Consider the following 4,554-nt stretch of genomic DNA (forward strand, 5'->3'; position numbering starts at 1 on the left):
CTCGGTTCCGGTGGATGGCCAATCCTTACCGGCTCGGGACTTGCACCCGGTGGGCCGCAACAAGGAGTTTCCGATTCGCTTATCCGTTCGCTCTCTTCCTCTCCTTCCAGGCTTTGCCTGGCGCAACGGAGTTGTGATCAAGGCCGCTCAGGGACGTCTTCGATTGCCCTGAGTCGCCTTTTCGCTGCTTCAGGATTTCCGGCTGACGTTTCGGTCAGAGTTAACTCCGACGTGAACAAGTCATATCTGGAACGCGCTTCATCCCACCATTGCCCTGTTGATCTGTTGCCAAGCAGCAGCCCTGACGTCTCTGCTGGGCCTCGCAGTGAGATAACTGGGAATCGACGTTTCGATATAGACCTTTTTCTTCATGCTCGGACGGGTTCTTAAGAGCTTGCGTCGTGGCGGCAGTTTTCACCGAACGTTAAGCTAAGTGGCTGTCCATTTTCTACTTCCCGATGATCGCCCAACGCTGGCCCGCAAATCGGGAAGAAGTTGATGGACAGTTTCTAAGCCGCCCCTGGCAGGGCAAAAAAAACAGCTCCGAGCTTTTGGCCGGCCGCTCCTGGGTCAATGGGGACGGCTTGAGCGCCTTGTGTACGCCCGGCATGGGCATGAACTGATGGGGTGAACGTCCCCTGTAGGAGTACCTGTAGTGTCCTCTTGGACCGATAGAACGACGAGCCGACGGCAAGGGCAAACCCGCGAGGGGATGTCTGGAGGAAGCCCGAGCGCAAAGGTGCGAGCCGACGGACAGAAACCGCATCGAAGGCTCAGTCCCCGGGTGAGTCAGCACAAGGTGACGAAACCCATCGGGCGCAGGGGATAGGGTCAATGCGGTCAGTGCACTGACAGTTCATGTTGCAAATCCTTAAGGAGATCTGTCTCGCGAGCGGTGCGTGCGCCGACGGGAGTCGAACTGAGGCCCAGCCCGAAAGGGCTGGAATCGCCATCGAACCCTACGGGTGCTGTGGTTGCCATGGGAGTCGGACTGAGGGCCAGTGCGAAAGTGCTGGAATCGCCACCGGACCCTACCGTGACTCGGACAGCGCGACGAGCGGTAACGCTCGGCGTGACGGGACAGAAGTCAGCAGAGGCCATAGTAGCCGAGCAAGCGTGGAACGCTTGCCCGACGAAGGGCCGAATAGGAGAAGCCAAGGCGGAGCCGTGGATTGCTTGCACGCGTCGTTGAACCCGACCGGGGGAGACGTGATGCGGCGTGATGCCACACAGCCAGCCTTGCACGACGACCTGATGGAGCGGGTGCTGGAGAGCGAGAACAGGCGACAGGCATGGAAGCGCGTGAAGTCCAACCAGGGTGCGCCCGGGATCGATGGGCTGTGCATCGAGGACTTTCCCGCGTTCGCACGCTCGAACTTGCCGGCGATCCGCCAAGCCCTGCGTGAGGGCACCGACCGGCCGCACCGGTCGGACACGTCCGTCATCGGCTGCGCAAGCTGACCGGACGGAGCTGGGGCGTGTCGATGGCGTACCGGCTCAAGAAACTCTCCGAATACGTTCGTGGTTGGATGGGCGACTTCGGCATCTCGGACTACTCCCGGCCGATTCCCGAGCTGGACCACTGGCTGCGGCGGCGCATCCGCCTGTGCGACTGGAAACAGTGGCGCGGGGTGCGCAATCGCATTCGCCAGTTGCTGGCCCTGGGGTCGTCGAAGCGTGCCGCGATCTGGACGGGCATGAGCTCCAAGAGCGACTGGCATCTGTCCCGCTCGCTGGGCACACAAACCGGGATGACCAATGACTGGCTGAAACGCCAGGGCTTGATTAGCATTCGCGATCAGTGGATGAAAGCGCACGGCTATGCCTCAAGCGTCGTGTGCTCCCTTCTCGTGAACCGCCTAGTGCGGACCCGCATGCTAGGCGGTGTGGGGAGGGCGGGTTAAACACCCGCCCTTACCCGATTATGCCGCTATACCTTCAACAGCCACATGACGGATATCAGTGCGCTGACTCGCGTGCTCAAAGGTAATGGCACAGACGTTGCCCTTGCTGTCGACGTCCAGCGCGGTATTTTCATCCAGATCCTTGGATTCAACGATGTCACTGGATCTAAACTCAATGTAGAGCGTGTCGGTATCGTCGAAATACTTTATTTTCATGGTTTGTATCCGCGGTCAAAGAATGCGTTATGAACCGTTACCTTGTCAGGCAAAAGGACTACCCTCAGGTATCTTCCGTCATATTCATCTATTCGCGCCCATCGTCGGACTCTGCCGTCGGCTTGGATGTATTCTCGTTCCGGAGACTCCATGACATGACGAATCCATTCAGCTTTTATAATCGATCGGTCGGGCCGATTTCGGATAGCTTGAAAATATTTCGTACATTTCACCGCGCGATGTCCTTTCCCGGCATAACGCCAAGCTCAGCCGAGCTGGTTGAGCGATAGCGAAACCGGCTTCAGCTGGAGCACCGTGTTAGGCGATTTGATTTGTTCGTATCGGTGCCTGATAATCAATTCGACCCAGGCCCCTTTGATTCATTGGGCGTTATCGCTGCCTTTGCCTAGCGCGCGCGTCAATGTGCGTAACGCCTCATTTACAGACTGAGAGTCCGGGAATATTTCAGCAACGTCGGAATCTAGAAGGACTGTGGTTGCTGTATGCTCAAAGGCGTTCGCATATTTTCCGCGAACGCCCCCTTTCATGGTGGCGAAATCATATTCTTCGCGCATTTCGTCATTAGCTTCAATGTCGTGCTTCGTTTTCATAGAAGGACCGTTCTTTCTTCGTGGCCTTGCGAGCGCTAATGATCCGAACGACATCGTTTCGGAACGCGTGTGAAATCACCAAAACATTGTCGAGCGACGACAAACCGATGATAAGGAAACGATCCTCTTCAGCCGAGTGATCGGAATCCGGATAGGTTAAGGATAGTGCATCCTTGAACACGCTGAGAAATTCCGAAAACGAAACTCCGTGTTTTTGGAGATTTCTTCTGGCCTTATCCGTGTTCCACTCGAACTTCATGTTTATCTTTCAGTTGCATTGATGCACGATCCTTGATCGCCCAACGTTAGCACAGCCCGCCGCTTGCTGGCCGGCCGGAGCGGAACATGTCAACCTGTTTCCGACACTCGCGGGTGTGATTGCTAGTTGGATATGGAGCGTGCTCGCTGCTGCTCGCCGGACGGTCGGAGTCGATGGAGGGCGAGACGCTCGGCAGAGCGGTCGGTTGCCCGCTTCGCATTCCGCCCAGTCTCCCTGCGCCGCGAACCGGGTCAAGGTCGTACGTCCTCGCGGCGCTGCGGGCGCTCCACCTTGACCCGGCCCGCGGCTGCGGGCGCCTGGCTGCGTGCGAAGCGACCGACTGACCGAGGATGGCCACCAGGCCAAACGCTGTGCTGGGGTCAGCACCATGGTGGCAGGAAGGTGCTCGCTACCTCCCTCCCAAGGATGGACGGGGACACGCGGGCCGACGGGTCGGTCACGCTCGGCGGCCGGCATGTTGGTCAAGTCCGTTCCTCCTGCGGGAGCCACACGGGCGTGTCGCTGACGGTTTCGGACCGGGCGGTGGCGCCGATCGCGTCGGTCACTGTGATGCCGTCCTGGGGGTTGATGGCCATGGCCGCCGGCGGTCGCTTGGCCTAGGGCGGGCCGTTGGGGTAGCGCTCGGGATGGGCGGCGAAGTGGGCGTCGAGTGCGCCCTGGGGGCGATCGTAGATCGGCTCGATGCGGCCGTGGAAGACAATGGCCGGGGTGTAGAAAGCAATGCCCTCATGAGGGCGCTGCTGGTAGTGGTTGATGAACGGCGCCGTCCAGGCGCGCGCCTCCTCGGGGTCGGCGAAGCGGCCTGGACAGCCGGGGCTGTACTTCACCGTCTTGAACATCGACTCGCTGACGGCGTTGTCGTTGCTCAGGCGCGGGCGCGAATAGCTGGGTTCGACGCCGAAGGCGGCGAGCAGGTCGCGGTAGGTCTCGGCGATCATCGGCGCACCGCGATCCTGATGCACCGTGAGCTGACCGCCACGGATGTCGTAGCAGGTCAAGGCTCGGTGGAACAGGTGCTTGGCGAGTGCGCCGTTCTCCTTGGCGCTGATCATCCAGGCGATGACGTAGCGGCTGTACAGATCGAGGATCAGGTACAGATTCAGGTAGCGGCGTGGTTCGAGCGTCGGCAGCTTGGAGATGTCCCAACTCCAGCGGGCATGCGGCCGATCGGCGAGGAGGTGCGGCACGGCATGCTTGCCGGGCGCGCGTTGCGCACGGCGCTCGCCAGTCTCGCCGTCGGCGCGCAACACGCGGTAGAAGGTCGACGTTACCCATAAGCCGCGTGAACGAAGCGCAGCGAAGAGAGCGTCGGCTTGATGGGCTTGTGTACGCCCGGCATGGGCATGAACTGATGGGGTGAAAGTCCCCTGTAGGAGTACCTGTAGTGTCCTGTTGGACCGATAGAACGACGAGCCGACGGCAAGGGCAAACCCGCGAGGGGATGTCTGGAGGAAGCCCGAGCGCAAAGGTGCGAGCCGACGGACAGAAACCGCATAGAAGGCTCAGTCCCTGGGTGAGTCAGCACGAGGTGACGAAACCCATC

General features: G+C 59.9%; 7 protein-coding genes. 3 read left to right on the top strand and 4 right to left on the bottom strand.

Annotated elements, in window-relative coordinates:
* The first annotated feature begins 458 nt into the window (after positions 1-458).
* The 3 genes from CKO40_RS23295 to CKO40_RS24775 all read left to right on the top strand — a co-directional run bounded on the left by CKO40_RS23295 (position 459) and on the right by CKO40_RS24775 (position 1,904).
* Positions 459-623, top strand: a complete 165-nt coding sequence (locus tag CKO40_RS23295) for a hypothetical protein (RefSeq protein WP_200348846.1) — start codon at positions 459-461, stop codon at positions 621-623.
* A gap of 589 nt (positions 624-1,212) precedes the next feature.
* Positions 1,213-1,461 (top strand): hypothetical protein, encoded by a 249-nt coding sequence (locus tag CKO40_RS24770; protein ID WP_242477298.1) that lies wholly within the window; start codon positions 1,213-1,215, stop codon positions 1,459-1,461.
* Positions 1,462-1,484: 23 nt separating this feature from the next.
* On the top strand, positions 1,485-1,904 hold the full coding sequence (locus tag CKO40_RS24775; protein ID WP_242477299.1) for a group II intron maturase-specific domain-containing protein: 420 nt from the start codon (positions 1,485-1,487) through the stop codon (positions 1,902-1,904).
* A gap of 18 nt (positions 1,905-1,922) precedes the next feature.
* Here CKO40_RS24775 and CKO40_RS23305 read toward each other — a convergent pair whose 3' ends face one another.
* From CKO40_RS23305 to CKO40_RS23320, 4 genes are all read right to left on the bottom strand, one after another.
* Entirely contained in the window at positions 1,923-2,120 is a 198-nt protein-coding gene (locus CKO40_RS23305) for a DUF2283 domain-containing protein (protein WP_200348847.1), read from the bottom strand.
* Between the two features lie 380 nt (positions 2,121-2,500).
* Positions 2,501-2,731 carry a hypothetical protein gene (locus CKO40_RS23310; protein ID WP_242477300.1) on the bottom strand — a complete coding sequence of 77 codons (231 nt, stop codon included), beginning with the start codon at positions 2,729-2,731 and terminating at the stop codon, positions 2,501-2,503.
* Positions 2,709-2,990, bottom strand: a complete 282-nt coding sequence (locus CKO40_RS23315) for a BrnT family toxin (RefSeq protein WP_200348848.1) — start codon at positions 2,988-2,990, stop codon at positions 2,709-2,711. The genes CKO40_RS23310 and CKO40_RS23315 overlap by 23 nt, the downstream gene beginning before the upstream one ends.
* A gap of 617 nt (positions 2,991-3,607) precedes the next feature.
* Positions 3,608-4,261: a DDE-type integrase/transposase/recombinase gene (locus CKO40_RS23320; protein WP_200348849.1), complete on the bottom strand. Its 654-nt coding sequence runs from the start codon at positions 4,259-4,261 to the stop codon at positions 3,608-3,610.
* Positions 4,262-4,554: the final 293 nt, after the last annotated feature.

It is taken from the genome of Halochromatium glycolicum, assembly GCF_016584085.1.
Lineage (GTDB): Bacteria > Pseudomonadota > Gammaproteobacteria > Chromatiales > Chromatiaceae > Lamprobacter > Lamprobacter glycolicus.

Coding starts and splice junctions, on each gene's coding strand:
- CKO40_RS23295 (WP_200348846.1), top strand. CDS start 459: ATGATCGCCCAACGCTGGCCCGCAAATCGGGAAGAAGTTGATGGACAG.
- CKO40_RS24770 (WP_242477298.1), top strand. CDS start 1,213: ATGCGGCGTGATGCCACACAGCCAGCCTTGCACGACGACCTGATGGAG.
- CKO40_RS24775 (WP_242477299.1), top strand. CDS start 1,485: ATGGCGTACCGGCTCAAGAAACTCTCCGAATACGTTCGTGGTTGGATG.
- CKO40_RS23305 (WP_200348847.1), bottom strand. CDS start 2,120: ATGAAAATAAAGTATTTCGACGATACCGACACGCTCTACATTGAGTTT.
- CKO40_RS23310 (WP_242477300.1), bottom strand. CDS start 2,731: ATGAAAACGAAGCACGACATTGAAGCTAATGACGAAATGCGCGAAGAA.
- CKO40_RS23315 (WP_200348848.1), bottom strand. CDS start 2,990: ATGAAGTTCGAGTGGAACACGGATAAGGCCAGAAGAAATCTCCAAAAA.